Genomic DNA, 24,584 nt, shown 5'->3' on the forward strand with positions numbered 1-24,584 from the left:
CCCAAGAGCCCTTATCCATGACCAGAATCCCCACCGGCATCAACCTGCACAAAGCCTCCAAGACCCTTACCCTGACCTACGGGCCAGGCGAGGTGTACAACCTGCCCGCCGAATTCCTGCGCGTGCACTCCCCTTCCGCCGAGGTCCAGGGCCACGGCAATCCGATCCTCCAGTACGGCAAGCTTGGCGTTGGCTTGAGCGGGCTGGAACCTGCCGGCCAGTACGCACTGAAACTGACCTTCGACGACGGCCACGACAGCGGCCTGTTCACCTGGGAATACCTTGAGCAGTTGTGCCTGCGCCAGCAGGAACTCTGGGATGACTACCTTGGCGAGCTGAAAAAAGCCGGCAAATCCCGCGACCCCAACGAGTCGATCGTCAAGCTGATGCTCTAGCTCGGGCCCCTCAGGGTTTAGAGCGCATTTTCTAATTCTATTTGCTTGAATGCCTGCACCACGGCCAATGAGTGGCCGTCTTGCGCTATACCAAAAAGTCGGGTAACCAATGGATCTGGCAAGTTCCCTGCATCGGATTTAATGCAGGGTCGGGCTGGTATGTAGAGGTCGCGAGCGAAAGCAGGCAGTCTTCTCACGCAGAAAAAACCCGCATGGCTCATCGTCGTTTGCATCCGGCCGCAGGACCGCAGTTCGTTATCACTGGTCACCCGAGCAGCAGTACCGGGCGTTCGTCTGTGTAACGCGCACAGTCAAACCGGTACTCGTCTCAGGACAACGGAGCGTCGTAGATGAGTAACAAGAATAACGATGACCTGCAGCGCCAAGCCTCGGAAAACACCCTGGGTCTGAACCCGGTGATCGGCTTGCGCCGCAAGGATTTGCTGACATCTGCTCGAATGGTCCTGCGTCAGGCCATTCGTCAACCGCTGCACAGTGCCAAGCATGTCGCCCATTTCGGCATGGAGCTGAAAGATGTGATCTTCGGCAAGTCGAGCTTGCAGCCCGAGGGCGACGACCGCCGTTTTCACGACCCGGCCTGGAGCCAGAACCCGCTGTATCGCCGCTACCTGCAGACCTACCTGGCCTGGCGCAAGGAACTGCACGACTGGATCGATACCAGCAACCTCTCCGACCAGGACATCAGCCGCGGCCACTTCGTCATCAACCTGATGACCGAGGCCATGGCGCCGACCAACACCGCAGCCAACCCGGCGGCGGTCAAGCGCTTCTTCGAAACCGGTGGCAAGAGCCTGCTCGACGGCCTGTCGAACCTGGCCAAGGACATGGTCAACAATGGCGGCATGCCCAGCCAGGTGAACATGGACGCCTTCGAAGTCGGCAAGAACCTCGGCACCAGCGAAGGCGCGGTGGTGTTTCGCAATGACGTGCTGGAACTGATCCAGTACCGGCCGATCACCGAGCAGGTGCTGGAAAAGCCGCTGCTGGTGGTGCCGCCGCAGATCAACAAGTTCTACGTCTTCGACCTCAGCCCGGAAAAGAGCCTGGCGCGTTTCTGCCTGCGCTCCAACGTGCAGACCTTCATCGTCAGCTGGCGCAACCCGACCAAGTCCCAGCGCGAATGGGGCCTGTCGACCTACATCGACGCGCTCAAGGAAGCGGTCGACGTGATCCTGGCGATCACCGGCAGCAAGGACCTGAACATGCTCGGCGCCTGCTCCGGCGGTATCACCTGCACTGCGCTGGTGGGCCACTACGCGGCGCTGGGCGAAAAGAAGGTCAACGCCCTGACCCTGCTGGTCAGCGTGCTCGATACCACCCTCGATACCCAGGTGGCCCTGTTCGTCGACGAGCAGACCCTCGAGGCGGCCAAGCGCCATTCCTATCAGGCCGGTGTGCTCGAAGGCCGAGACATGGCCAAGGTATTCGCCTGGATGCGCCCCAACGACCTGATCTGGAACTACTGGGTCAACAACTACCTGCTGGGCAACGAGCCGCCGGTGTTCGACATCCTGTTCTGGAACAACGACACCACGCGCCTGCCGGCCGCCTTCCACGGCGACCTGATCGAAATGTTCAAAAACAATCCACTGCTGCGCCCCGATGCACTGGAAGTGTGCGGTACGCCGATCGACCTCAAGCAGGTGACCACCGACATCTTCAGCGTCGCCGGTACCGCCGATCACATCACCCCGTGGCAGTCATGCTACAAGTCGGCGCAGCTGTTCGGTGGCAAGGTCGAGTTCCTGCTGTCCAACAGCGGCCATATCCAGAGCATCCTCAACCCGCCGGGCAACCCCAAGGCGCGCTACATGACCAACAGTGAAATGCCCGCCAGCGCCCTCGACTGGCAAGAGAACTCGACCAAGCACACCGATTCCTGGTGGCTGTACTGGCACACCTGGCTGGCCGAGCGTTCCGGCAAGCTGAAAAAAGCCCCGGTCAACCTTGGCAACAAGGCCCATGTGGCCGGTGCCGCAGCGCCAGGGACCTACGTTCACGAGCGTTGATAGCGAACACCGCCGCAGCTCGCGAGGGCTGCGGCGTTTATCCACCACAGGGCTTCGCGCATGCCGCAACCGTATATTTTCAGGACCGTCGACCTGGATGGCCAGACCATCCGCACCGCCGTCCGACCCGGCAAGCCGCACTTGACGCCCTTGCTGATCTTCAATGGCATCGGCGCCAACCTGGAGCTGGTGTTCCCCTTCATCCAGGCCCTGGACCCGGACCTTGAGGTAATTGCTTTCGACGTGCCGGGGGTCGGCGGTTCATCGACCCCGCGCCACCCCTACCGTTTTCCGGGCCTGGCCAAGCTTACCGCGCGCATGCTCGACTACCTCGACTATGGCCAGGTCAATGTCATTGGCGTGTCCTGGGGCGGGGCGCTGGCCCAGCAGTTCGCCCATGACTACCCCGAGCGCTGCAAGAAACTGGTGCTGGCCGCCACCGCCGCTGGCGCGGTGATGGTGCCGGGCAAGCCCAAGGTGTTGTGGTTGATGGCCAGCCCAAGGCGCTACGTGCAACCGTCCCATGTGATCCGCATCGCCCCGCAGATCTACGGCGGCGCCTTTCGCCGGGACCCGGACCTGGCCCTGTCGCACGCGGCCAAGGTGCGCTCAGGCGGCAAGCTCGGTTACTACTGGCAACTGTTCGCCGGGCTTGGCTGGACCAGCATTCACTGGCTGCACAAGATCCAGCAGCCGACCCTGGTGCTGGCCGGTGACGATGACCCGTTGATTCCCTTGATCAACATGCGCCTGCTGGCCTGGCGAATTCCCAATGCCCAGCTACACATAATCGACGACGGCCACTTGTTCCTGATCACCCGGGCCGAGGCCGTCGCCCCGATCATCATGAAGTTTCTCCAGCAAGAGCGCCAACGCGCCGTCATGCACCCTCGGCCCGCCCCCAGCAGCTGAGACGCCTGCCACACCCGAGCCCATGGCAGGATGCCAGGCACCCCGGGTGCGCGGCGTGAGGTTGGTGTCGCTCTTGCATTGATGTGTTTGTTGATGGCCTGACGACGGAGTGTTGCCTGATGAAAGACAAACCCGCTAAGGGATCGCTACCGGTCCCCGCCACCTATATGAACGTGCAGAGTGCAATCAGCGGTCTGCGCGGCCGCGACCTGCTCTCGACCTTGCGCAGCGTCAGCCGTCATGGCTTACGCCATCCGCTGCATACCGCCAAGCACATGCTCGCCCTGGGCGGTCAGCTGGGCAAGGTGCTGCTGGGTGAAACGCCCTACCAGCCCGGCCCTCGCGACAACCGCTTCAAAGACCCCGCCTGGAGCCAGAACCCGCTCTACAGTCGCGGCCTGCAGGCCTACCTGGCGTGGCAGAAGCAGACCCGCCTGTGGATCGACGAAAGCCAGCTGGCACCCGATGATCGCGCCCGCGCACACTTTCTGTTCACCCTGCTCAACGATGCCGTGGCGCCGAGCAACTCGCTGCTCAACCCGCTGGCGGTCAAGGAGCTGTTCAACTCCGGCGGCCTGAGCCTGGTGCGCGGCATCAACCACCTGCTCGATGATTTGCGCCACAACGACGGTCTGCCGCGCCAGGTCAATCCGCAGGCCTTCGAAGTCGGCCGTAACCTGGCCACCACGCCGGGCTCGGTGGTGTTTCGCAACGAGCTGCTGGAACTGATCCAGTACAAGCCGATGAGCGAAAAACAGTACGCCAGGCCGTTGCTGATCGTGCCGCCGCAGATCAACAAGTTCTACATCTTCGACCTCAGCCCGGCCAACAGCTTCGTCCAGTACATGCTCAAGAACGGCCTGCAGACCTTTATGATCAGCTGGCGCAATCCCGACCCGCGCCACCGTGAGTGGGGCCTGTCGAGTTATGTCGAGGCGCTGGAGGAAGCACTCAACGTGTGCCGGGCGATCACCGGCAGCCGCGAGGTCAACCTCATGGGCGCCTGTGCCGGTGGCCTGACCATGGCGGCGCTGCAAGGCCATTTGCAAGCCAAGCGCCAACTGCGCCGGGTCAGCAGCGCCACCTACCTGGTCAGCCTGCTCGACAGCCAGATCGACAGCCCGGCAAGCCTGTTCGCCGACGAGCAGACCCTCGAAGCGGCCAAGCGCCGTTCCTACCAGCAAGGCGTGCTCGATGGCCGCGAGATCGCCCGGGTGTTCGCCTGGATGCGCCCCAACGACCTGATCTGGAACTACTGGGTCAACAACTACCTGCTGGGCAAGGCGCCACCGGCGTTCGACATCCTTTACTGGAACAACGACAACACCCGCCTGCCGGCGGCGCTGCACGGCGACCTGCTGGACTTCTTCAAGCACAACCCGCTGGCCCGCGCCGCAGGCCTTGAGGTATGCGGCACGCCGATCGACCTGCAGAAGGTCAACGTCGACAGCTTCAGCGTCGCCGGCAGCAACGACCACATCACCCCCTGGGATGCGGTGTACCGCTCGGCGGCACTGCTCGGCGGCGACAAGCGCTTCATCCTTGCCAACAGCGGCCATGTGCAAAGCATCATCAACCCGCCGGGCAACCCCAAGGCGCACTACGTCGACAACCCGCGCCTGAGCAGCGACCCGCGGGCCTGGCTCTACGATGGCAAGCAGGTCGACGGCAGCTGGTGGCCGCAGTGGCTGGAGTGGATTCAGGCACGCTCCGGCGTGCAGCGCGAAACCCTGATGGCCCTCGGCAACCAGAACTACCCTCCCATGGACCCCGCGCCCGGCAGCTACGTGCAGGCGCGCTGAACAAGAAGAACGGATGAAAACCCGCGACCGTATCCTCGAATGTGCCCTGCAACTGTTCAACCGCCAGGGCGAGCCGAATGTCTCGACCCTGGAGATTGCCAACGAAATGGGCATCAGCCCGGGCAACCTCTACTACCACTTCCACGGCAAGGAGCCGCTGGTGCTGGGGTTGTTCGAACGCTTCGAGGACGAGCTCACGCCGCTGCTCGACCCGCCGCTGGAAGTGCGCCTGGATGCTGAGGACTACTGGCTGTTCCTGCACTTGATCGTCGAGCGCATGGCCCAGTACCGGTTTCTGTTCCAGGACCTGTCGAACCTGACCGGGCGCCTGCCCAAGCTGGCCCGCGGCATGCGCAACCTGCTCAACGCGCTCAAGCGCACCCTGGCGGCGCTGCTGGCCAGCCTCAAGGCCCAGGGCCAGGTGCTCAGCGATACGCGGGCGCTGGGGCAACTGGTGGAACAGATCACCCTGACCCTGCTGTTCTCGCTCGATTACCAACGGGTGCTGGCTCGCGAAGGTGAAGTCGGAGTGGTGGTCTACCAGGTGATGATGCTGGTGGCGCCGCACCTGGAGGCGGGGTCGCGGTATGCGGCAGAGCAGCTGGCCTTGAGGTATCTGGATGGCTGACCCTAGGACTGCTTCGCAGCCCGTTCGCCGGCAAGGCCGGCTCCCACAAACCCGGTACAACACCCATAATGAAAACGCCCGGCACAAGGCCGGGCGTAGACTGACAGCCGCCTGAAATCAGGCCTGGCTGGTCGGGCTTGCCGATGGCGACGACGCCGGTGCGACCGCTGCAGCACTGGCTGCTGGCGCCGGGCTTGGCGACGGTGCAGCGCTGGCCGCAGGGGCCGCCGGCTTCGCCGCTGCAGGTTTAGCTGCTGGCTTGGCCGCTGGCTTTTTCACTGCCGGCTTCTTCGCCGCAGCCGGTTTGGCTGCAGGCTTGGCTGCTACCGGTTTGGCTGCTGGCTTGGCCGCAGGTTTAGCCGCTGCGGTTTTCGCCGCTGGCTTGGCTGCAGGTTTTGCCGCCGCAGTTTTCGCTGCTGGCTTGGCTGCAGGCTTGGCCGCAGGTTTCGCTGCAGCCTTGGCCAATGGCTTGGCTGCGGTCTTGCTCGCTGCCGGTTTCTTCGAGATAGGCGTAACCGATGCACCGGTCAGCTTCTCGATCTGCTTGGTCAGCGTATCGACCTTCGAATGCAGCGCCTTGACCTCACTGCGGCTCGGTACGCCAAGACGCGAGATCGCACTGTTAAGGCGCTTGTCGAAAGCACCTTCGAGCTCGTCCCACTTGCCCAGGGCGCGGTCCTTGACGTCGCTGATGCGCGAGGTCGCCGACTTGGCGGTTGCCTTGGCGGAGTCGACAGAGCCCTTGGCGAGTTTTTCAGCTTTCTCACCCTCCTTGACCAGGTTGTCAAACACCTTGCTGCCATCCTGATCGATCTTGGAGTAGATACCCAAACCAGCCAGCCAGATCTTGCGGGAATACTTCTCGATCCCCCCGACCCAGGAGCTGCCTTCTTTTTCAGTATTCTTCTTGCCAGCCATCCCGCTCTCCTTATTGTTTACGTGCGACACGTTCAAGCAATGCCGTGAGCTCATCGAGCTTGACAGAGAGTGTCTCCACGTCATGTTTAGACGGAATGCCGATGCGATTCAAGGCGCTCGCGACCCGTGTGTCGAAAGCCTTTTCGATTTTGTCGAGTTGAACCTCGACCTTGCCCTTCACGCTGCTCAGTTCGCCCTTCACCGAATCGATCTCGGAGTTGGCGGCATCGACCTTGGCATCGAGCTTTTTCTTGCCGCGTTTTTCTACCGATTCACCGGCCTTGACCAGCTCTTTCAGGTAGTCGGCACCTTCCTGGCCGACCCGGGTGTAAGCCCCGAGGCCTGCCAGCCAGATCTTGCGCGCGTAGCTGCGCACTTCACCCAACGTGCGCTGGGCGTCGTCTTTTTTCTTCAGGATAACTTTGGCCATGCTCTGCACCTCACGCTCTGAACGGAAATGGAGGAACTGCCCAGGGAAGTTGGGCTTGAGCACAAGGTAGGGGGAAAAATTAGAATTGGCACACTAATAAAGGGGGCAGCGACAAGCTTCAAGCGGCAAGAAAGGCAGCGGTGATCTTGAAACTGTCGTGCCCCTCCCACTCACCGCGAACCACTTGCAGCTTAAAGCTTGCAGCTCCCCACTTGAGCCGCTAGGCGAGCGCCTTATCCAGCGCCCGCTCGATTTCGCTTTTGATGGTCCCGCTCATCATCGACAGCATCATGCCCAGCTTCAGCTCGACCTTGATGCTGTCCTCGCCAATCTGCACGCTGCCGTTGGCGCCGCTGCGCTTGACCTCGACCCTGTCGCCGTTCCAGCTGGCCTTGAGGTCGTATTCGCGGGCCAGCTTGTCGACCAGGGCCTCGGCCTTTTGCCGGGCCGCGTCGCGGCCCAGGCTGTGTTTGCGTTCAACGCTGATCTGGGTCATTCATTCAATCCTGGGTTCGAAGGCATACTTATATTATGCCCGCGCCCCACCTGCGACACACCCCGCCAAGACAAATCCGACCGTACGCCCTAGAATGGCCAGTAATTTTTTCCGGTGAAGCGATATGAACGATCAGCGCAAAGGCGACCACGCCGAACCCACCACCCACTTCGGCTACAAAGACGTGCCGGAAAGCCAGAAGGCCGAGAAAGTCGCCGAGGTGTTCCACTCGGTGGCGGCCAAGTACGACCTGATGAACGATGTGCTCTCCGGCGGCATGCACCGCCTGTGGAAGCGCTTCACCATCGAGCTGTCGGGCGTGCGTCCGGGTAACCGGGTGCTCGACATCGCGGGCGGCACGGGCGACCTGGCGGCCAAGTTCTCGCAACTGGTCGGCCCCACCGGCCAGGTGGTACTGGCCGACATCAACGAGTCGATGCTCAAGGTTGGCCGCGACCGCCTGCTCGACCGCGGCGTGGCCGGCAACATCGAGTTCGTCCAGGCCGACGCTGAAAAACTGCCGTTCCCGGACAACCATTTCGACTGCGTGACCATCGCCTTCGGCCTGCGCAACGTCACCCACAAGGAAGACGCCATCCGCTCCATGCTGCGGGTGCTCAAGCCCGGCGGCCGCCTGCTGGTGCTGGAATTTTCCAAGCCGACCAACAAGCTGATGTCCAAGGTCTACGATGCCTATTCGTTCGCCTTCATGCCGCTGGCCGGCAAGCTGATCACCAACGACTCGGAAAGCTATCGCTACCTGGCCGAATCGATCCGCATGCACCCTGACCAGGAAACCCTCAAGGCGATGATGGTCGAGGCCGGTTTCGACCGCGTCACCTACCACAACATGACCAGCGGCATCGTCGCCCTGCACCGCGGAATCAAGCCCTGATGCTCCTGGCCGGCCTGCTCGCCAGCGTCGAACACGGCCTCAACCGTGTTTTGCGCCTGGACAGCACAGCGCTGCCGCGCCTGCGCCCGCTCGACGGCAAGGTGATTGCCATCGACTGCCGCCAGCCGGCCCTGCAGCTGTTCATCCTGCCCAGTGACGAAGGCCTGATGCTTGCCACGCACTGGGCCAATGAGGCCGACTGCACCTTGCGCGCGCCGGCCAGCAGCCTGCTGCGCCTGGCCCTGAGCCAGGACAAGAGCGCCGTGTTGCACAGCCCGCAGGTCGAGCTTGAAGGCGACAGTGCGGTGCTGCTCGACCTGGTGGCGGTACTGCAGGACCTGGAGCTCGACTGGGAGTACGAAGTCTCGCGCTGGCTCGGCCCGGTCGCCACGCAACTGCTCAGCGGCCACTTGCGCAGCCGCGCCAACTGGACCCGCCAGGGCCTGGCGGCGCTCAACCAGAACCTTTCCGAGTACCTCGCCGAAGAGGCCCGGACCCTGGTCGGCCAGCGCGAAGCCGAAGCCCGTTTCAGCGAACTCGACACGCTCAAAGTCGATATTGAACGCCTTGAGGCGCGCATCGAGCGCCTTGCCCGATCCCTTGATACCAGCGATAACGCATGAAGCTGCTTGCCGTCCGCCGTCTGTTGCGCATCCAGCGCGTCGTGATCCGTTACCGTCTCGATGACCTGCTGTTCGCCCTGCCCCTGCCCTGGTGGCTGATGGGCCTGCGCTATGCCATGCCCTGGCGCTGGCTACCGCGCAAGGAGCTGCAGCTTAGCCGTGGCGCGCGCCTGCGCCTGGCGCTGCAGGACCTGGGACCGATCTTCATCAAGTTCGGCCAGTTGCTCTCGACCCGCCGCGACCTGCTGCCCGAAGACATCGCCGATGAGCTGATGCTGCTGCAAGACCGGGTTCCGCCGTTCGATCCGCAAAAAGCCATCGCCCTGATCGAAGAACAGCTCGGTGCGAAAATCAGCGAAGTGTTCAGCCGCTTCGACGTCGAGCCGCTGGCTTCGGCGTCGGTAGCCCAGGTCCACGCGGCCAAGCTCAAGAGCGGTGAAGAGGTGGTGGTCAAGGTCGTGCGCCCGGGCCTCAAGCCGATCATTGCCCAGGACCTCGCCTGGTTGTTCCTGATCGCCCGCGGTGCCGAACGGGTTTCGGCCGATGCGCGCCTGCTGCACCCGGTGGAAGTGGTCAACGACTACGAAAAGACCATCTACGACGAACTCGACCTGTTGCGCGAGGCGGCCAACGCCAGCCAGCTCAAGCGCAACTTCGAAGGCTCGGAGATGATGTACGTGCCCCAGGTCTACTGGGACTGGTGCCGGCCGAAAGTGCTGGTGATGGAGCGCATCTACGGTATTCAGGTCACTGACCTTGCGACCCTGGCCGACCAGCGCACCGACATGAAGATGCTCGCCGAGCGCGGCGTGGAGATCTTCTTCACCCAGGTGTTTCGTGACAGCTTCTTCCACGCCGACATGCACCCTGGCAACATCTTCGTCAGCACGGTCAAGCCGTGGAGCCCGCAGTACATTGCCATCGACTGCGGCATCGTCGGTAGCCTGACCCCCGAGGACCAGGACTACCTGGCGCGCAACCTGTTTGCCTTCTTCAAGCGCGACTACCGCCGTGTGGCGCAGTTGCACATCGATTCGGGCTGGGTACCGGCGCAGACCAAGCTCAACGAATTCGAAGCGGCGATCCGCACCGTGTGCGAGCCGATCTTCGAAAAACCGTTAAAGGATATTTCCTTCGGCCAGGTGCTGATGCGTCTGTTCCAGACCGCGCGGCGCTTCAACATGGAAGTCCAGCCGCAGCTGGTGCTGCTGCAGAAAACCCTGCTCAACATCGAAGGCCTGGGCCGCCAGCTGTACCCCGACCTCGACCTGTGGAGCACCGCCCAGCCGTTCCTCGAACGTTGGATGCGCGAGCGCGTCAGCCCCAAGACCCTGCTGCAGAACCTGCATGGCCAGGTCGAGCAGATCCCGCACCTGGCCGGCATGACCCGCGACCTGCTCGAACGCATGTCGCAGCCGCACCTGTCCGACCCGCCAGCGCCCTGGCAGCACAAGAGCGATCACTGGGCCCTGCGCCTGCTCGGTGCCGGCCTGCTTGGCGGCGGCGCCACTCTGGCAGCCGGCGCGGTGAGCCTCAGCGCCCCTGCTGCCTGGCCGGCCTGGCTGATGCTGGCCGCCGGCCTCTACCTGATCGTGCGTCGATAGCCAGCCGGGCCGCTGGCTGGCACACTAGCGCAAGGGTTCGGCGAAGGATCGAACCCGGTTTTGGAGTCGAAGATGAAAGACTGGCTGGACGAGATCAACTGGAACAGCGATGGCCTGGTACCGGCTATCGCCCAGGACCACAAGACCGGGCGCGTGCTGATGATGGCCTGGATGAACCGCGAATCGCTGGCGCTGACCGCCGCTGAGCAGCGGGCCATCTACTGGTCACGTTCGCGTGGCAAACTGTGGCGCAAGGGCGAAGAGTCCGGCCACGTGCAAAAACTGCACGAAATGCGCCTGGACTGCGACGCCGACGTGATCATCCTGATGGTTGAACAACTGGGTCATATCGCCTGCCATACCGGCCGCGAAAGCTGCTTCTACCGGGTCTTCGAGCACGGTGAGTGGAAGACCGTCGACCCCGTCCTCAAGGACCCGAATGCTATCTACAGCGCAGGACACTGACATGAGCGACACCCTGACCCGCCTGGCCGAAGTACTGGAAGCGCGCAAAGGCGCCGAGCCCGACAGCTCGTACGTGGCCAGCCTGTATCACAAGGGCCTGAACAAGATTCTGGAAAAGCTCGGCGAAGAGTCGGTCGAGACCATCATCGCCGCCAAGGACGCCGCCCACAGTGGCGACTGCAGCGATGTCATCTACGAGACCGCCGATCTGTGGTTCCATAGCCTGGTCATGCTCGCCCAACTGGGCCAGCACCCGCAGGCGGTGCTGGACGAACTGGACCGCCGCTTCGGCCTGTCCGGGCACGCCGAGAAAGCAGCGCGTCAGCCGTCGGCCTAACTGAATTATTTCGAGGGATTGCACCATGGGTATTTTTGACTGGAAACACTGGATCGTCCTGCTGGTGGTGGTGGTACTGGTGTTCGGTACCAAGAAGCTGAAGAACTTCGGCAGCGACCTGGGCGAGTCGATCAAGGGCTTCAAGAAAGCCATGAACGAAGAAGAGTCCAAGCCGGCCGAGCAGACGCCACCGCCAGTGCAACCGGTCCAGCCCCAGGCCGCTTCGCCGCTGAACCAGCCGCAGACCATCGACGGCCAGGCCCACAAGGTCGAAGAGCCGATCAGGAAAGATTGATCAATGTTCGGGATCAGCTTCAGCGAACTGTTGCTCGTGGGCCTGGTGGCCCTGCTGGTGCTCGGCCCCGAGCGCCTGCCGGGTGCCGCGCGCACCGCCGGGCTGTGGATCGGCCGGCTCAAGCGCAGCTTCAATGCGATCAAGCAGGAGGTCGAGCGCGAAATCGGCGCCGATGACATCCGTCGTCAGTTGCACAACGAGCACATCCTCTCCATGGAGCAGGAAGCGCGCAAGATCCTCAACCCCAACAGCGTCACGCCCGAGCCACCGGCAACCCCGGCAGCTACCAGCGAAAGCGCCCCGGCGCCCGCCCCGGTCAGCAGCGAACCCACGTCGCCAGCCACCAGCGCGCCCACCGAACCGACACAGCCACCGCGAGCCCCATGAGCGATATTCCGGAAAACGACCAGCCGATGCCGCTGGTTTCGCACCTCACCGAGTTGCGTACACGCCTGCTGCGCTGCGTCGCGGCCATCTTCCTGATCTTCGCCGGGCTGTTTTCCTTCGCGCAGCAGATCTACACCCTGGTCTCGGCGCCATTGCGCGCACACTTGCCGGCCAACGCGACGATGATCGCCACCGACGTCGCCTCGCCGTTCCTGACGCCGTTCAAGCTGACCATGATCGTTTCGCTGTTCCTGGCCATTCCGCTGATCCTGCAGCAGATCTGGGGCTTCATCGCGCCGGGCCTGTACCGCCATGAAAAGCGCATCGCCATTCCGTTGCTGGTGTCGAGCATCATCCTGTTCTACGCCGGCATGGCCTTCGCCTATTTCCTGGTGTTCCCGCTGATCTTCGGCTTCTTCGCCAGCGCCACCCCGGAAGGGGTGTCGATGATGACGGACATTTCCAGCTACCTGGATTTCGTCATGACCCTGTTCTTCGCCTTCGGCGTGGCCTTCGAGATCCCGGTGGCCGTAGTGCTGCTGGTGTGGATCGGCGTGGTCGACGTGAAGTACCTGAGAAAGATCCGCCCGTACGTGATCATCGGCTGCTTCGTGGTCGGCATGATCCTCACCCCGCCGGACATCTTCTCGCAGACCCTGCTGGCGGTGCCTATGTGGCTGCTGTTCGAGATCGGCGTGCTGTTTGGCGGGCTGATCCGCAAACGCAGCGAGCATCCGCAAGACGCTGCCGACGACCATAACGACCAGCCGCCAGCGACCCAGCCGTGAACCTGCTGTTACTCGAAGAAGCCGATTTCATCGCGGCCGACCGTGTGGTGCTGGCTGACCGGCGCTTCACCCACATGCAGGAAATCCACCGCGTGGCAGTGGGCGACAGCCTGCGGGTCGGGCGTATCGGCGGGCTGATGGGCCAGGCCGAAGTCCTGCGCCTGGAAGGCCATGAAGCAGAACTCAAGGTCAGTTTCGACCAGCCGCCTCCGACCAAACTGCCGCTGACCCTGGTGCTGGCGCTGCCACGGCCGAAGATGCTCCGCCGGGTGTTCCAGACCGTTGCCACCATGGGCGTGCCGAAGGTCATCCTGGTCAACAGCTACCGGGTCGAAAAGAGCTTCTGGCAAACACCGTTCCTCGAACCCGAGGCGATCCGCGAACAGCTGATCCTCGGCCTTGAGCAGACCCGCGACACGGTGCTGCCCGAAGTCATCATCGAAAAGCGTTTCAAGCCGTTTGTCGAAGACCGCCTGCCAGCCATCAGCGCCGGCACCCTCGGCCTGGTTGGCCATCCTGGCCAGTACCCGCCGTGCCCACGCGGGTTGAACGAGCCCGTTACCCTGGCCATCGGCCCGGAAGGCGGCTGGATTCCCTACGAGATTGACCTGCTGGGCAAGGCTGGCCTTGCCCCGGTACAGCTTGGCGAACGCATCCTGCGCGTCGAGACCGCGGTCACCGCGCTATTGGCACGCTTGTTCTGACTTCAGTTTTGCCGCTCCAGGCCGATGCATTGGCACCAGAACAATAATCGCCTCTGCCGATCGCAATGGAGTCCCACCATGTACCGTTGGTTAGCCCAGCACCTGGGTAACGTGAGCGTCAATCTCAAACTCGGCATCGGCTTCGGCCTGGTCCTGTTGCTGACCCTGGCCATTACCCTGACCGGCTGGCAGGGCCTGAACGGCATTACCGAGCGTGGCGACACCCTGGGCGGCATCTCCCAGGTGCACCAGGCCACCCTGGAGCTGCGCATTGCCCGCCAGGGCTTCCAGCTCAAGGGCGACGAGGCTGCAGCGCAGGGTCTGAGCAACGCCCTGGCGGCGCTTGAACGCCAGCTGCAAGCGGTCGACCAACGTATTGTCCTGCCCGAGAACCGCCGCCGTATCGAGCAGCAGCACGACGCCGTGCGCCAGTACCACCAGGCCCTGACCAGTGCCGACAAAGCCGCCCAGCAGCGCGAAGCCGCTCGCGCCGTGCTCGGCAGCAGCGCCGACGAGGCCGCAGCGCTGATCGCCCAGGTCGAGCAACAACTGCTCGGCGGTAGCGACCTGAACCTGTTCAACAGCGTGGTCGGCGCCAGCAAACTGCTGCAACAGGCGCGCTTCCAGGTGCGTGGCTATACCTACAGCGGCAAGCCCGAGTTCCAGCAAACGGCGCTTGAAGCCATCGACCAAGCCACCTCGCAGCTCAAGACCCTGGCCGAAGTGCTGCCGGCCAGTTACACCAGCAACTTCAACCAGGCCGCCCGTGCCCTGGGCAACTACCGTGGCGCGGTGGTCGAGTTCGGCAATGCGCAAAGCGCCTCCGAGCAGGCCGCGCAGCACATGATCGTGCTCGGCCAGAGCCTGATCGAGCAAAGCCAGCAACTGACCACCACCCTCACCGGCCTGCGCGATGCCGAGTCGCAGCATGCCAAGTCGATGCTAGCCCTGGCCACCGTGCTGGCCCTGTTGTTCGGCCTGCTGGCCGCCTGGGCGATTACCCGGCAGATCGTCATCCCCCTGCGCCAGACCCTCAACGCCGCCGACCGCGTCGCCAGTGGCGACCTGCGCCACGACCTCAAGGTCGATCGCCGTGACGAGCTGGGCCAATTACAGCGCAGCATGCAGCGCATGACCGTGAGCCTGCGCGAACTGATTGGCGGCATCGGTGACGGCGTCACCCAGATCGCCAGCGCCGCCGAAGAGCTGTCGGCAGTCACCGAGCAGACCAGCGCCGGGGTCAACAATCAAAAGGTCGAGACCGACCAGGTAGCCACCGCCATGAACGAAATGGCCGCCACTGTGCAGGAAGTCGCGCGCAACGCCGAGGAAGCCTCCGAGGCGGCGGTAATGGCCGACCAGCAGGCCCGCGAAGGCGATCGGGTGGTCGGCGAAGCCATCGCCCAGATCGAGCGCCTGGCCAGCGAGGTCAACCACTCCAGCGAAGCCATGGGCCAGCTCAAGGCCGAAAGCGACAAGATCGGCAGCGTGCTCGATGTGATCAAGTCGGTGGCCCAGCAAACCAACCTGCTGGCCCTCAACGCCGCCATCGAAGCCGCCCGCGCCGGTGAAGCCGGGCGTGGTTTTGCCGTGGTCGCCGATGAAGTACGCAGCCTGGCCCAGCGCACCCAGCAGTCCACCGAAGAGATCGAACAGCTGATCGCCGGCCTGCAAAACGGCACCCAGCAGGTTGCCACGGTCATGGACGCCAGCCGCGGCCTGACCGACAGCAGCGTCGAGTTGACCCGCCGCGCCGGCACCTCGCTGGAAACCATCACCCGCACCGTGTCGTCGATCCAGGCGATGAACCAGCAGATCGCCGCTGCTGCCGAGCAGCAGAGCGCGGTGGCCGAAGAGATCAACCGGAGCGTGATGAATGTGCGCGACGTGTCGGACCAGACCTCGGCCGCCAGTGAAGAGACCGCGGCGTCGAGCGTCGAGCTGGCGCGGTTGGGGACGCATCTGCAGACGCTGGTCGGCAAGTTCCAGCTGTAGAAAGCATCGCGGGTCAAGCCCGCTCCCACATAAGTGGGAGCGGGCTTGACCCGCGATGAGGCCCTAGAGCACCTGGCGCAAAAACGCCTGGGCGCGCAGGTCCTTGGGTGAAGTGAAGAACGCCTCCGGCGGCGAATCTTCCAGCAGCTTGCCGTGATCGAAGAACAGTACCCGATCCGCCACTTCCCGGGCGAAGCCCATTTCGTGGGTGACGCAGACCATGGTCATGCCTTCCAGGGCCAGGGTCTTCATCACATCGAGCACTTCGCCGACCATTTCCGGGTCGAGCGCCGAGGTCGGCTCATCGAACAGCATCACCTTGGGGTCCATGGCCAGGGCGCGGGCGATCGCCACCCGCTGTTGCTGGCCACCGGACAAGCGTGATGGGTACTCGTTGGCCTTCTGGGCGATACCAACCTTCTCCAGCAGCGCACGGGCCTTGGCTTCGCGCTCGGCCTTGCCGCGCTTGCGCACGACTTTTTGCGCCAGGCACAGGTTCTCCAGCACGGTCATGTGCGGGAACAGGTTGAAATGCTGGAACACCATGCCGACTTCGCGGCGGTAGGCGTTGACGTCGGTCTTCGGGTCGGCCAACTGCAGGCCGTCGATGGCCACGGTGCCTTCATCGAACGACTCCAGGCCGTTCAGGCAGCGCAGGAAGGTCGACTTGCCCGAACCCGAAGGGCCGAGCACTACCAGCACTTCGCCCTTGGCCACGTCGGTGCTGACGTGATCGACCGCGCGCACCACCTGCCCACGGGTATCGAAGACTTTTACCAGGTCACGGACTTCAATCACTTTGCGCAAGCCTCCGCTCAAGCCGGCTGGCCATGTGCGACAGCGGCAGGTTGATCAACAGGTACAGGCCGGCGACGCAGAACCAGATCTCGAAGGTCGAGAACGAAGTGGTGATCGCCTCGCGACCGCTTTTGGTCAGTTCGGTGATGGCGATCACCGAGACCAGCGAGGTGTCCTTGACCAGGCTGATGAACTGCCCGGCCAGCGGCGGCAGCACGCGCTTGAAGGCTTGCGGCAGCACCACATGACGCATCGACTGGCCAGCGCTCAGGCCCAGCGAACGGGCCGCTTCACCCTGGCCCCTGGCAATCGACTGCACCCCGGCACGGACGATCTCGGCGACGTAGGCGCCGGTAAACAGCGCCAGCGCCGCCACCCCGGCAAACTCCCGGGACAGGTTGAGCACGGTGCCGATGAAGAAGTAGAAGATAAAGATCTGCACCAGCAGCGGCGTGCCGCGCACCAGCTCGACATAGACCGTCGACAGGTCGCGCAATGTCGGGTTGTTCGACAGCCGGCAGAGCCCGGCAAACAAGCCGATCAACAGCCCCAGCACACCGGAGGCGACCGAGATCCATACCGTGGTCCACAGGCCCCAGGCCAGCGGGCCCGCGGCCCAGTGGTGGGTAACGCCGATCAGGTCGCCTTCGGCCACATCGTCGCCGCGCGACAGCTGTACGCTGGCCTGCTCGACCTCGAAGACCTGCTCGCCACCGCTCTCGTCACGTACGGTGACGCTGGCCATGTCGCCCTTGCTGACGATGGCTTCGATGGTGCCGTTTTCACTCACGCGCTGGGCGACTTCGGCCTGGTAGGCGAAATACTGCGGCACCCGGTTCCAGCGCCACTCGTAGGACATCAGCGAGGTCGCGTAATACAGGCTGATCGCCAGGCCGATCAGGACCAGCGCGGTCAGCCCGTGCCAGGGCCACTGGGCTTTGTTGTGTTTGATCACGAGGGTACTTCCGTAAAAGCGAACGCGCAGGACCAGCCTGCGCGTCGGGTTTCAAGCCAGGCGTGGGGCCTTGGCCTTATTCCATGTCCTTGAGCCAGGCGGTGTCCTTGAACCACTTGTCGTGGATTCGATCGTAGGTACCGTCGTGCTTGATCTGGTGCAGGAAGTTGTTGATGAAGTTGAGGCTGTCGTAGTCGCCCTTCTTCAGGCCGAAGGCCAGCGGTTCGAAGGTGAACGGCTTGTCGAGGAACAGCAGCTTGCCAGCGCCAGCCTTGTTCACCGCCACGACGTTGTACGGCGCGTCATAGACGAAGGCGTCGGCCTTGCCGTTGACCACGTCCATCACCGCTTCCTGCTCGTTGTCATAGCCGTGGTACTTGGCTTTGCCGATCAGCTTCTTGGCGACCATTTCGCCGGTGGTGCCGAGCTTGGAGGTCAGGCGGTACTTGTCGTTGTTCAGGTCTTTGTAGGACTTGATCTCGTCTGCCAGTTCCTTGCGGATCAGCAGGGTCTGGCCGACCACGATGAAGGGTTCGCTGAAGTTCAGCTTGAGGTTGCGTTCCTGGGTCAGGGTCATGCCGCTGCCGATCATGTCGAACTTGTCGGTCATCAGCGCCGGGATGATGCCGTCGTAGGCGGTGGAAACCATCTCCAGCTTGACGCCCATGGACTTGGCCATGGCCTTGAGGATATCGACCTCGAAGCCGATGATCTCGCCGCGCTTGTTGGTCATCTGGAACGGCATGTAGGTAGGGTCCATGCCGACACGCAGGGTGCCGCGCTTGACCGCGTCATCGATGGCACCAGCCGCCTGCGCGGCACTTACCGCAACCAGCGCCGTGACGCCGACCAGCAGCATCGACAGATACTTCTTAATCATCACCAGATCCCCTAGCAGGAAAGCTCGAATTTTATTTTTGGCGCGAACCGTCCGACAGCGACGGGTGCGAGATATTCGGGGTGGGATGCTAACGCATGAACGGCACGGTACATATAGCCGAAGATGACTTTGTTACGCATTGATACCAGAAAAAGCATCGCCGGCAATACCGGCTCCCCCAAGGTCAGTTGTGCATACAACCCTGTGAGAGCCGGCGTTGCCGGCGATTGCTTGAGCCTGTCAGACGATCAGGCGCTGGCCATCGAAGGCTGCGCCGCAGGCTCTGGATGCAACGGCAGCAGCGGCGAGTGCGGATCGTTGGCGATCGACTGGCGCCAGACGCCCAGCCAGGCCTCATTCTGCCCATCCCAGACTGCTGTGTGCAGGCGCGCCAGGGCGACCGGGTCGCTGAGCAGGGCCAGGCGGGTGTTGCCGTCCAGGCCGTTCGGGCCGACCTCCAGGGCTTTGGCGATACGCTCGGCACGCAGTGCCTCGATCGGCGCCGCGACACCGTGGCGAGCAGTGGCCAGGGCACAAGCCAGGGCGTTCTGCTGCGGATCGACCACGGCACGTACGAAACCGTCGTGCATGGCATGCCAGCGGTTCTCGTGGGTGTACTGGTCGGTGGCCAGCAGCTCCTGCGGCGTGGCGTATTCCTCTGGAATCAGGAACAGGCTTTCGTCCTTGGCACGCAGGCCCAGGTGCACGCGGCTGGAGATCACCGAGACCGGGATCGACAGCATCAGCGAACCGACGATCGGCACCAGCCACCACAAAAAGCTCGGGTTGAGCCAGGCCACCAGCAGTGCCCAGGCCACGCCCAGCAGGGTTTGCGGACCATGGCGGCGTACCGCTTCGCTCCACGGGGTGGAGTCGTCGTCACGCTGCGGCGAGTTCCAGGTCGCGGCCCAACCGAGGAACGCGGCGAGCACGAAGCGGGTGTGGAAAATCATCCGCACCGGCGCCAGGAGCATGGAGAAGAGCATCTCCAGCAGCATCGACACGGTGACCTTGAAGCGCCCGCCGAACTCTTTCGCGCCCTTGGCCCAGATCAGGATGACGCTGAGCAGCTTGGGCAGGAACAACAGCACGATGGTGGTGGAGAACAGCGCGATGGCTTTCTCCGGGTGCCACTGCGGCCACAACGGGTAGAGCTGGCGCGGTTCGAGGAAGTACTGCGGCTCCATCAGGGTGTTGGTCGCCAGCAACGCGGTCGACAACACCAGGAAGAAGAACCACAACGGCGCCGACAGGTACGACATCACCCCGGTGAGGAACACCGCACGGTGTACAGGGTGCATGCCCTTGACCAGGAACAGGCGGAAGTTCATCAGGTTGCCGTGACACCAGCGTCGGTCGCGCTTGAGCTCATCGAGCAGGTTCGGCGGCAGTTCTTCATAGCTGCCCGGCAGGTCGTAGGCAATCCACACGCCCCAGCCGGCACGACGCATCAGCGCCGCTTCAACGAAGTCGTGGGAGAGGATCGCACCGGCAAAGGCACCCTTGCCCGGCAATGGCGCCAGGGCGCAGTGCTCGATGAAGGGCTTCATGCGGATGATCGCGTTGTGGCCCCAATAGTGCGACTCGCCGAGCTGCCAGAAGTGCAGGCCGGCGGTGAACAGCGGGCCGTAGACGCGGGTGGCGAACTGCTGCATGCGCGCATACAGGGTGTCCATGCCCGAGGCTTTCGGCGCGGTCTGGATGATCCCGGCGTCCGGGTTGGCCTCCATCAGGCGCACCAGGCTGGTCAGGCATTCGCCGCTCATTACGCTGTCGGCATCGAGCACGACCATGTAGCGGTAGTCGCCGCCCCAGCGCCGGCAGAAGTCGTCGAGGTTGCCGCTCTTGCGTTTGACCCGGCGACGTCGGCGACGGTAGAAGATCCGCCCGAAACCCTTGGACTCGCGGCAGACTTCCAGCCAGGCCTGTTGCTCGGCCACGGCGATGTCGGTGTCGTTGGTGTCGCTGAGCACGAAGAAGTCGAAACGGTCGAGGTCACCGGTGGCGGCCACCGACTCGAAGGTCGCCCGCAGGCCGGCGAACACCCGTGGCACGTCTTCGTTGCAGATCGGCATGACGATCGCGGTGCGGGCACCGGCCTCGATCGGCTCATTGCCGGCACTGCTGCCGGAGATGCGGTATTTGTCCCGCCCGGTGAGCAGCTCAAGGAAGCCCATCAGCGCGGTCCAGAAACCCGCCGAGACCCAGCAGAAGAGGATCCCGAAGAGAATCAGGATGCTGGTCTGCAGGGCATACGGCCAGACTTGCGTGGCGGTTTGCAGCAGCGGCTGGTGCATGACCTCGTCGAGGTCGACGAACGACCAGCCCTGGTACGGCAGGATGCCCTTCATGTACCAACCGGCGACGATGGTCTGGCCGAGCATCAGCGCCAGCAGGATGTAGCGGCGCATCGAACCGACCCAGCGCCAGCGTGCCTTGGGCAGCTCGCGTTTTTCCGGGGCCGGGGCGTTGGTGCGGCCGGTCAGGCGGCGCCAGGCGCGGATCAGGATGTTGGTCCGCCACGGCTCGGGGATGACCCGGGTGCGCCGGATCGGCGGCGTGGCCTTCAGGCACACCCGGCCGCTGCCGTCCACCGCGAGCATCTCGGCGTCTTGCAGCTCTTCGGCGCAGGTCACGTGCAGGCGCTCGCCCACCGAGGCCTGGACGGCCTCGGCAGCGTCGGCGCCCGGCTGGGCAGACAGGCGTTGATGCAGCTCGCTGAACGAGGAGCAGCGGGCGAGTTCCGCGCGCTGCTCGTCGCTCAGGGGCAGGTGGGCCAGGTATTCGCTGAGCGATTCTGGCCGGGTATGGGCATTACTCATCGGCAGGCAACTGATAGCTCCAGGTCTCGGTCAGCACCTGTTCGGTGGTGGCCGGTGCCCCGGTGGTGGAGGCCGCGTCGGCGGCAGGTTGCTCGGCAGGCTTGTCGGCCTTGGCGTGTTTGGCCGCGGCTTTGTCCTGCTTGCTTGGTTTGGCAGGCTTGGCCGGCTCGACCGGAACGTCACGCAGCAGGGCGGCGCGCATTTCCACGGACTTGCCCGGATCCTTGATCTTCAACCGCAGGGTCAGGCGCCAGCCCTTGATGTCCGGGTTGTAGCGCAGGTTGTTCTCGACCACTTCGGCATTGTCGCCAACGCTGACCTGGCTGCGCACGGCGGTGTCTTCCGGCAGTTTAGCCAATACCGGGCCTTCGAAGTCGACCAGGAAGGCCACGCTGCCATCGGGCTGACGGATCAGGTTGGACTGCTTGACGTCACCGGTCGAGCGCAGGGTCTGCTTGACCCAGCCCAGGTTCGGCGAATGCAGGTTGGACTCGTCGATGGTCCAGTGCAGGCGGTAGGCGTATTCGAACGGGGTGCCTGGCTCCGGCAGTTTCTCCGGGCTCCAGAAGGCCACGATGTTGTCGTTGGTTTCGTCGGCAGTCGGGATCTCGACCAGATCGACGGTACCCTTGCCCCAGTCACCGACCGGCTCGATCCAGGCGCTTGGACGCTTCTGGTAGTTGTCGTCGAGGTCTTCGAACTGGCTGAACTCGCGCTGGCGTTGCAGCAGGCCGAAACCACGCGGGTTCTCGACGCTGAAGTTGCTCACGGCCAGGTGTTTCGGGTTGTTCAGCGGGCGCCACAGCCACTCGCCATTGCCGGCATGGATCGACAGGCCTTCGGAGTCGTGCAGGGCCGGACGGTAGTTGAGTACTTTGGACGGCTGGTTGCCGCCGAACAGGAACATGCTGGTCAGCGGGGCGATGCCCAGGCGGCTGACGTGGTCACGCAGGAACACCTTGGACTGCACGTCGACAATGGTGTCGCTGCCCGGACGCAGGGTTAGGCGGTAGGCACCGGTGGAACGCGGCGAATCGAGCAGCGCGTAGATCACCAGTTGTTTGTCGGCAGGTTTCGGGCGCTCGACCCAGAACTCGGTGAAGCGCGGGAATTCTTCGCCCGATGGCAGCGCGGTATCGATCGCCAGGCCACGAGCCGACAGGCCATACACATGGCCCTTGCCGACCACGCGGAAATAGCTGGCGCCCAGCAGGGTCATGATTTCATCCTGCTTGTCGGCCTTGTTGATCGGGTAAAGCACGCGGAAACCGGCGTAACCCAGTTGCTCGGTGGCCTTGGCGTCGAACTGCAGGTCGCCGAAATCGAAACGACTCGGGTCGTACTTGATCTCTTTCACCGCCTTGGTGGTGATTTCGTTGATCTTGACCGGTGTGTCGAAATGCATGCCCTGGTGGTAGAAGGACAGCTTGAACGGCGTCTTGTCCTTGGCCCACTCGGCTTTTTCGTTGAGGAAGCGGATTTTCTGGTAGTCCGCGTACTTCATGTCACGGAACACCGCCGGCAGATTGCTTTTCGGCGCTTCGTACTTTTGTCCGGCAAGATCCTTCGCCTTGGCCGCGACATCGTCAAGGTTGAACGCCCAGAGCTGGCCTGCGCCGAGCAGGCTTACCAGCGTTGCGCCTGCCAACAGCGCCGTGCGCAGCCGATTGCCAGGAGTTCTTGGTGCATTACAGGGACTTACAATCACGAGCAACCCTCGCCGAAAACAGATCATAAAACCAACGGCCAGCGACATATGCCAGGTTGGCGAGCACTGTTCGGACTCCGAAAGGGCGCAATGATTCCCCAAACGGTTCCGGACAGTCTCAAGTCAGAGTGAAACGAACCCACGAACGCAGGCCCACATGGCGCGCGATTATCCAGCAGGCTGCGTTACAACGCATCAGGCTGATCAAACTATTTATGCTACAAAACCCCTTGTTTTCCCGCAAACAGGGGTTTTTTGCCATCAGATTTGTAACATAAATGTTACGGGGCCATCATTGACCAGGTGCACTTGCATGTCAGCACCGAACTGACCACTGGCAACCGTCGCATGTTGCGCCTGCGCCTGGGCCAGCAAATAGTCGAAAAGCTCGGCCCCTAGCGCTGGCGGCGCAGCCGTCGAAAAGCTCGGGCGCAGGCCGCTCTGGGTATCGGCGGCCAGGGTGAACTGCGACACCAGCAGCAGGCCGCCGCCGATATCCTTGAGCGACAGGTTCATCTTGCCCTGTGGGTCGCTGAACACCCGGTAGTTGAGCAGCTTGTGCAGCAGCTTGTCGGCATGGCCGCGGGTATCGCCGGGCTCGACCGCGACCAGCACCAGCAGGCCCTGGTCGATCGCGCCAACGGTTTTGCCCTCGACATCCACCCGCGCGCCACGCACGCGTTGCAGCAAGCCCTTCATGCTTCTTCCAGGGGCAGGTCGAGCAGGCGCCGGGCCATCTGGTCGGCGGCGCGCACCAGGGCGTCGGTGATGCCGGGCTCCGAGGCCGCGTGGCCAGCGTCGCGAATCACCTTAAGCTCACTGTTCGGCCAGGCCTGGTGCAGCTCCCAAGCGTTGTCCAGCGGGCAGATCACGTCGTAGCGACCATGCACGATCACCGCCGGCAGGTGGGCGATCTTCGGCATGTCGCGGATCAGCTGGTCCGGTTCAAGGAAGGCATTGTTGGTGAAGTAGTGGCATTCAATCCGGGCGATCGACAGCGCGCGCTGTGGCTCGGAGAAGCGATCGACCACCAGCGGGTTGGGCCGCAGGGTCGCGGTGCGCCCTTCCCAGGTCGACCAGGCCTTGGCTGCGTGCATCTGGGCGATCTGGTCGTTGCCGGTGAGGCGCTTGTGGAAAGCCTTGACCAGGTCGCCGCGCTCTTCGGCCGGAATCGGCGCGATGTAGTCCTGCCAGTAATCGGGGAACAGGCGGCTGGCGCCGGCCTGGTAGAACCACTCGATCTCTTGCGGGCGGCACAGGAAGATGCCACGCAAAATCAGCCCATGCACGCGCTCGGGGTGGGTCTGGGCGTAGGCCAGGGCCAGGGTCGAGCCCCAGGAGCCGCCGAACAGTACCCACTTTTCGATACCCAGGTGCTTGCGAATGCGCTCCAGGTCTTCGACCAGGTGCCAGGTGGTGTTGTTTTCCAGGCTGGCATGCGGGGTCGAACGGCCGCAGCCGCGCTGGTCGAAGGTAATGATGCGGTACAGGTTGGGGTCGAAGTAGCAGCGGCTCTGGGCATCGCAGCCGGCACCCGGGCCACCATGGATGAACACCACCGGCAGACCTTCCGGCGAACCGCTTTCATCGACATACAGCACATGCGGTGCTTCCACGGCCAGATCGTGCCGGGCGTAGGGTTTGATCTGCGGGTACAAGGTCTGCATTACGCACTCCGTGTGGGAATTATTCTGCCGTTGGGCATCATAAACCTGAA

At 63.4% G+C, this 24,584-nt stretch carries 25 protein-coding genes and 1 pseudogene; 16 read left to right on the plus strand and 10 right to left on the minus strand.

Going from position 1 to position 24,584, the window contains the following annotated elements; genetic code table 11:
- The first annotated feature begins 17 nt into the window (after positions 1-17).
- From ACIOVF_RS07600 to ACIOVF_RS07620, 5 genes are all read left to right on the plus strand, one after another.
- Complete coding sequence (locus ACIOVF_RS07600) at positions 18-395, plus strand: gamma-butyrobetaine hydroxylase-like domain-containing protein (RefSeq protein ID WP_045193856.1); 378 nt, start codon at positions 18-20, stop codon at positions 393-395.
- Positions 396-745: 350 nt separating this feature from the next.
- A complete protein-coding gene (phaC, locus tag ACIOVF_RS07605) occupies positions 746-2,425 on the plus strand; it encodes a class II poly(R)-hydroxyalkanoic acid synthase (protein ID WP_195885504.1) in 1,680 nt (559 codons plus the stop codon).
- A 60-nt stretch (positions 2,426-2,485) separates the two neighbouring features.
- Complete coding sequence (gene phaZ, locus ACIOVF_RS07610) at positions 2,486-3,337, plus strand: poly(3-hydroxyalkanoate) depolymerase (protein WP_045193860.1); 852 nt, start codon at positions 2,486-2,488, stop codon at positions 3,335-3,337.
- Between the two features lie 119 nt (positions 3,338-3,456).
- Complete coding sequence (phaC, locus tag ACIOVF_RS07615) at positions 3,457-5,139, plus strand: class II poly(R)-hydroxyalkanoic acid synthase (protein ID WP_093376960.1); 1,683 nt, start codon at positions 3,457-3,459, stop codon at positions 5,137-5,139.
- 13 nt (positions 5,140-5,152) lie between these two features.
- Entirely contained in the window at positions 5,153-5,767 is a 615-nt protein-coding gene (locus ACIOVF_RS07620; RefSeq protein WP_045193863.1) for a TetR/AcrR family transcriptional regulator, read from the plus strand.
- 117 nt (positions 5,768-5,884) lie between these two features.
- Here the strand turns inward: ACIOVF_RS07620 and ACIOVF_RS07625 are convergent, their stop codons facing one another.
- The 3 genes from ACIOVF_RS07625 to ACIOVF_RS07635 form a co-directional block, all read right to left on the minus strand.
- Positions 5,885-6,685 carry a phasin family protein gene (locus tag ACIOVF_RS07625; protein ID WP_045193864.1) on the minus strand — a complete coding sequence of 267 codons (801 nt, stop codon included), beginning with the start codon at positions 6,683-6,685 and terminating at the stop codon, positions 5,885-5,887.
- Between the two features lie 10 nt (positions 6,686-6,695).
- Positions 6,696-7,115 (minus strand): phasin family protein, encoded by a 420-nt coding sequence (locus ACIOVF_RS07630; protein WP_045193865.1) that lies wholly within the window; start codon positions 7,113-7,115, stop codon positions 6,696-6,698.
- Between the two features lie 220 nt (positions 7,116-7,335).
- Complete coding sequence (locus ACIOVF_RS07635; protein ID WP_045193867.1) at positions 7,336-7,611, minus strand: polyhydroxyalkanoic acid system family protein; 276 nt, start codon at positions 7,609-7,611, stop codon at positions 7,336-7,338.
- Positions 7,612-7,735: 124 nt separating this feature from the next.
- Between ACIOVF_RS07635 and ubiE the strand changes: the two genes are divergently transcribed.
- The 11 genes and pseudogenes from ubiE to ACIOVF_RS07690 all read left to right on the plus strand — a co-directional run bounded on the left by ubiE (position 7,736) and on the right by ACIOVF_RS07690 (position 15,704).
- Positions 7,736-8,506: a bifunctional demethylmenaquinone methyltransferase/2-methoxy-6-polyprenyl-1,4-benzoquinol methylase UbiE gene (gene ubiE / locus ACIOVF_RS07640; RefSeq protein WP_045193869.1), complete on the plus strand. Its 771-nt coding sequence runs from the start codon at positions 7,736-7,738 to the stop codon at positions 8,504-8,506.
- Positions 8,506-9,129 carry an SCP2 domain-containing protein gene (locus tag ACIOVF_RS07645; protein WP_123564872.1) on the plus strand — a complete coding sequence of 208 codons (624 nt, stop codon included), beginning with the start codon at positions 8,506-8,508 and terminating at the stop codon, positions 9,127-9,129. The genes ubiE and ACIOVF_RS07645 overlap by 1 nt, the downstream gene beginning before the upstream one ends.
- Entirely contained in the window at positions 9,126-10,733 is a 1,608-nt protein-coding gene (ubiB, locus tag ACIOVF_RS07650; protein WP_401288574.1) for a ubiquinone biosynthesis regulatory protein kinase UbiB, read from the plus strand. The genes ACIOVF_RS07645 and ubiB overlap by 4 nt, the downstream gene beginning before the upstream one ends.
- Positions 10,734-10,805: 72 nt before the next feature.
- Entirely contained in the window at positions 10,806-11,198 is a 393-nt protein-coding gene (gene hisI, locus ACIOVF_RS07655) for a phosphoribosyl-AMP cyclohydrolase (RefSeq protein WP_038997556.1), read from the plus strand.
- A gap of 1 nt (position 11,199) precedes the next feature.
- Entirely contained in the window at positions 11,200-11,535 is a 336-nt protein-coding gene (locus tag ACIOVF_RS07660; RefSeq protein WP_010222337.1) for a phosphoribosyl-ATP diphosphatase, read from the plus strand.
- A gap of 25 nt (positions 11,536-11,560) precedes the next feature.
- Positions 11,561-11,830 (plus strand): twin-arginine translocase TatA/TatE family subunit, encoded by a 270-nt coding sequence (locus ACIOVF_RS07665; RefSeq protein WP_045193875.1) that lies wholly within the window; start codon positions 11,561-11,563, stop codon positions 11,828-11,830.
- Positions 11,831-11,833: 3 nt separating this feature from the next.
- On the plus strand, positions 11,834-12,217 hold the full coding sequence (gene tatB / locus ACIOVF_RS07670; protein WP_401288578.1) for a Sec-independent protein translocase protein TatB: 384 nt from the start codon (positions 11,834-11,836) through the stop codon (positions 12,215-12,217).
- A complete protein-coding gene (tatC, locus tag ACIOVF_RS07675; protein WP_045193879.1) occupies positions 12,214-13,005 on the plus strand; it encodes a twin-arginine translocase subunit TatC in 792 nt (263 codons plus the stop codon). Before tatB ends, tatC begins: the two co-directional genes overlap by 4 nt.
- Positions 13,002-13,709, plus strand: coding sequence for a 16S rRNA (uracil(1498)-N(3))-methyltransferase (locus ACIOVF_RS07680; protein ID WP_401288583.1), 708 nt, complete (start codon positions 13,002-13,004; stop codon positions 13,707-13,709). The genes tatC and ACIOVF_RS07680 overlap by 4 nt, the downstream gene beginning before the upstream one ends.
- A 78-nt stretch (positions 13,710-13,787) precedes the next feature.
- Positions 13,788-14,849: pseudogene (locus ACIOVF_RS07685) on the plus strand (methyl-accepting chemotaxis protein); the annotation flags it as partial.
- 141 nt (positions 14,850-14,990) lie between these two features.
- Positions 14,991-15,704: a methyl-accepting chemotaxis protein gene (locus ACIOVF_RS07690; protein ID WP_010222329.1), complete on the plus strand. Its 714-nt coding sequence runs from the start codon at positions 14,991-14,993 to the stop codon at positions 15,702-15,704.
- 63 nt (positions 15,705-15,767) lie between these two features.
- On the opposite strand, the gene ACIOVF_RS07695 is transcribed toward ACIOVF_RS07690, so the two are convergent.
- The 7 genes from ACIOVF_RS07695 to pip form a co-directional block, all read right to left on the minus strand.
- The gene (locus tag ACIOVF_RS07695; protein WP_038999651.1) at positions 15,768-16,502 is read right to left on the minus strand and encodes an amino acid ABC transporter ATP-binding protein; all 735 of its coding nucleotides are present in this window, start codon (positions 16,500-16,502) and stop codon (positions 15,768-15,770) included.
- Positions 16,495-17,457 (minus strand): amino acid ABC transporter permease, encoded by a 963-nt coding sequence (locus ACIOVF_RS07700; protein WP_045193883.1) that lies wholly within the window; start codon positions 17,455-17,457, stop codon positions 16,495-16,497. The genes ACIOVF_RS07695 and ACIOVF_RS07700 overlap by 8 nt, the downstream gene beginning before the upstream one ends.
- A gap of 76 nt (positions 17,458-17,533) precedes the next feature.
- Positions 17,534-18,334, minus strand: a complete 801-nt coding sequence (locus ACIOVF_RS07705) for a transporter substrate-binding domain-containing protein (protein ID WP_176794300.1) — start codon at positions 18,332-18,334, stop codon at positions 17,534-17,536.
- 251 nt (positions 18,335-18,585) lie between these two features.
- Positions 18,586-21,159, minus strand: coding sequence for a glucans biosynthesis glucosyltransferase MdoH (gene mdoH, locus ACIOVF_RS07710; protein WP_045193885.1), 2,574 nt, complete (start codon positions 21,157-21,159; stop codon positions 18,586-18,588).
- Complete coding sequence (locus ACIOVF_RS07715) at positions 21,152-22,867, minus strand: glucan biosynthesis protein G (protein ID WP_093387197.1); 1,716 nt, start codon at positions 22,865-22,867, stop codon at positions 21,152-21,154. The genes mdoH and ACIOVF_RS07715 overlap by 8 nt, the downstream gene beginning before the upstream one ends.
- 261 nt (positions 22,868-23,128) lie before the next feature.
- Entirely contained in the window at positions 23,129-23,566 is a 438-nt protein-coding gene (gene dtd, locus ACIOVF_RS07720) for a D-aminoacyl-tRNA deacylase (RefSeq protein ID WP_045193886.1), read from the minus strand.
- Positions 23,563-24,534: a prolyl aminopeptidase gene (pip, locus tag ACIOVF_RS07725; RefSeq protein WP_123564864.1), complete on the minus strand. Its 972-nt coding sequence runs from the start codon at positions 24,532-24,534 to the stop codon at positions 23,563-23,565. The genes dtd and pip overlap by 4 nt, the downstream gene beginning before the upstream one ends.
- Positions 24,535-24,584: the final 50 nt, after the last annotated feature.

The organism is Pseudomonas sp. NPDC087612 (assembly GCF_044743505.1).
In the GTDB taxonomy this organism is placed as follows: domain Bacteria; phylum Pseudomonadota; class Gammaproteobacteria; order Pseudomonadales; family Pseudomonadaceae; genus Aquipseudomonas.

Bases quoted from the DNA above. Each gene is read 5' to 3' on its own strand.
- ACIOVF_RS07600 (WP_045193856.1), top strand. From the start codon at position 18: ATGACCAGAATCCCCACCGGCATCAACCTGCACAAAGCCTCCAAGACC.
- phaC (WP_195885504.1), top strand. From the start codon at position 746: ATGAGTAACAAGAATAACGATGACCTGCAGCGCCAAGCCTCGGAAAAC.
- phaZ (WP_045193860.1), top strand. From the start codon at position 2,486: ATGCCGCAACCGTATATTTTCAGGACCGTCGACCTGGATGGCCAGACC.
- phaC (WP_093376960.1), top strand. From the start codon at position 3,457: ATGAAAGACAAACCCGCTAAGGGATCGCTACCGGTCCCCGCCACCTAT.
- ACIOVF_RS07620 (WP_045193863.1), top strand. From the start codon at position 5,153: ATGAAAACCCGCGACCGTATCCTCGAATGTGCCCTGCAACTGTTCAAC.
- ACIOVF_RS07625 (WP_045193864.1), bottom strand. From the start codon at position 6,685: ATGGCTGGCAAGAAGAATACTGAAAAAGAAGGCAGCTCCTGGGTCGGG.
- ACIOVF_RS07630 (WP_045193865.1), bottom strand. From the start codon at position 7,115: ATGGCCAAAGTTATCCTGAAGAAAAAAGACGACGCCCAGCGCACGTTG.
- ACIOVF_RS07635 (WP_045193867.1), bottom strand. From the start codon at position 7,611: ATGACCCAGATCAGCGTTGAACGCAAACACAGCCTGGGCCGCGACGCG.
- ubiE (WP_045193869.1), top strand. From the start codon at position 7,736: ATGAACGATCAGCGCAAAGGCGACCACGCCGAACCCACCACCCACTTC.
- ACIOVF_RS07645 (WP_123564872.1), top strand. From the start codon at position 8,506: ATGCTCCTGGCCGGCCTGCTCGCCAGCGTCGAACACGGCCTCAACCGT.
- ubiB (WP_401288574.1), top strand. From the start codon at position 9,126: ATGAAGCTGCTTGCCGTCCGCCGTCTGTTGCGCATCCAGCGCGTCGTG.
- hisI (WP_038997556.1), top strand. From the start codon at position 10,806: ATGAAAGACTGGCTGGACGAGATCAACTGGAACAGCGATGGCCTGGTA.
- ACIOVF_RS07660 (WP_010222337.1), top strand. From the start codon at position 11,200: ATGAGCGACACCCTGACCCGCCTGGCCGAAGTACTGGAAGCGCGCAAA.
- ACIOVF_RS07665 (WP_045193875.1), top strand. From the start codon at position 11,561: ATGGGTATTTTTGACTGGAAACACTGGATCGTCCTGCTGGTGGTGGTG.
- tatB (WP_401288578.1), top strand. From the start codon at position 11,834: ATGTTCGGGATCAGCTTCAGCGAACTGTTGCTCGTGGGCCTGGTGGCC.
- tatC (WP_045193879.1), top strand. From the start codon at position 12,214: ATGAGCGATATTCCGGAAAACGACCAGCCGATGCCGCTGGTTTCGCAC.
- ACIOVF_RS07690 (WP_010222329.1), top strand. From the start codon at position 14,991: ATGAACGAAATGGCCGCCACTGTGCAGGAAGTCGCGCGCAACGCCGAG.
- mdoH (WP_045193885.1), bottom strand. From the start codon at position 21,159: ATGAGTAATGCCCATACCCGGCCAGAATCGCTCAGCGAATACCTGGCC.
- dtd (WP_045193886.1), bottom strand. From the start codon at position 23,566: ATGAAGGGCTTGCTGCAACGCGTGCGTGGCGCGCGGGTGGATGTCGAG.
- pip (WP_123564864.1), bottom strand. From the start codon at position 24,534: ATGCAGACCTTGTACCCGCAGATCAAACCCTACGCCCGGCACGATCTG.